The sequence below is a fragment of the Rothia sp. HMSC065C03 genome (assembly GCF_001837295.1).
In the GTDB taxonomy this organism is placed as follows: domain Bacteria; phylum Actinomycetota; class Actinomycetes; order Actinomycetales; family Micrococcaceae; genus Rothia.
This window is the reverse complement of record NZ_KV831980.1, coordinates 1-286: the sequence shown is the minus strand read 5'-3', so window position 1 is coordinate 286 and position 286 is coordinate 1. Positions and strand designations below refer to the sequence as shown.

General features: G+C 50.3%; 1 protein-coding gene. It reads left to right on the top strand.

The window, feature by feature from the left end:
• The coding region (locus HMPREF2605_RS09470; RefSeq protein WP_168167580.1) for a hypothetical protein at positions 1-286 on the top strand (286 nt) is incomplete at both ends.

Sequence of the window (286 nt, the reverse complement as noted above, 5' to 3'; positions counted from 1 at the left end):
AGAACGCTGGCAGATTAATCAGAAGCGTTGCGAAGCTCTCGAACGCTTCTGGAAGGAACGCTACAACATCGATGACTACGTTAACCAGCATTTGCAGTGGGCACTCGAGGCAGCAGAAGAAGATCCGGATAATGTTTCTGCTGTCCACTACGCCAAAGTCCTCAGCGAACAAGTTCCGGTTATGCCCCTTGAGGAAAAGCTCCTCTTCATCAAGGAAGATATGTACCCGCCTGCACCATCAGCCGGTGAAGAGGAACTGCGTAAGCTCAATATCGTCACTCCCTAT